Raw genomic sequence first — 1,209 nt, forward strand, 5'->3', positions numbered from 1 at the left:
CTATTAAGCTTTCTCGAATAAAAACAATCGACTTTATCCTGAGGAGTTTAGTAACAAAAAAAACCTCTGGAATTAGCGATATGTTGACTATAACTAGATCTGGTCTTTCTTTTTTTAATACTTTAAACCAAAACAATAACGAATAAAATGATACTCTTTTATTTTTTTTGGATACTACATTATATCTTCCAGCAACAGAATTTACAGATAAAGAGAACTCTTCTGGTACAGGAACTGCCTCATTTAGATATGTTTTCACTTCATATTTATCTTTTAATGATAAATACAGCTTTTCTAACATCAATTCTGAACCATAACTTCCAGAATAATTACTTACAAGAATTATTTTTTTCATAACTAAAAACACAAACCGAAAAATTCAACAATAAAAATAAGCTATAAAATGTATCAGCGTATAAAGAATACCCGACCATTGAACTGACAAAGAACGAAGATTTTTTATCAAACGCAAAACATTTAAACAGTAAAAGTATCCCAAGAATACCCCAAACACCATAATTTACAAAAAGATTAATATACATGTTATCAGTAGTAGCCTGGAACTTATCATAGCCTAGCCAAAAGAAGTCAAACTGAAATTGTGAATATAAATCTAAAGCCATATCGACCCTAGCATTAAAAGTGCCGAAAACAGCAACTCTACCAGCATCAACTAATAACGGCTTAATAAATATTGGAAAAGCAAAAAAAATAGTCAGGTAACAAACAAGGTTGAAAAACAACGAGGTAAAAACGGCTTTGAAGCCAGAAAATTTATTTTTGAGTATAAACATTGTTAAAAAAGCAATTGATGTTGAGACAATAATCCCTCTTGAACCAATATAAAACAACATTAAAAAGAAAACAAAACACAGAAGGTTCTGCTTTCTTTGGAATGACCAATAACAAAATATTGAACAAATGAATGCAAACTCAGGTATTCCAGAATAAAAAGAAAAAGGGCGCATACCATCATTTACGAAGTAACCTGCCTCATTAACGGCACCAACTCCTGATCTAATCCAAGCCATTTCAAATGGAAGGTAACCAAATGTCATTTGATAAACACCATAACCAAAACTAATTAAAAAGAACATAAAAAACTTTTTAAAAAAGCTGTCGAATTCAATTCCTTTGAATGCTGGTTTAAACACAAGCAACACAAATATAAATAAAAAACTAATTATTTCATAGTTATTTGTTATATAG

At 29.7% G+C, this 1,209-nt stretch carries 2 protein-coding genes; both read right to left on the reverse strand.

Annotated elements, in window-relative coordinates; genetic code table 11:
• On the reverse strand, positions 1–355 hold a 355-nt coding region (locus F0226_RS22325), incomplete at its 3' end, for a hypothetical protein (RefSeq protein ID WP_171737686.1).
• On the reverse strand, positions 330–1,209 hold an 880-nt coding region (locus F0226_RS22330; RefSeq protein ID WP_216606705.1), incomplete at its 5' end, for a hypothetical protein. The genes F0226_RS22325 and F0226_RS22330, both read right to left, overlap by 26 nt.

Source organism: Vibrio sp. 99-70-13A1, from assembly GCF_013114625.1.
GTDB lineage: Bacteria > Pseudomonadota > Gammaproteobacteria > Enterobacterales > Vibrionaceae > Vibrio.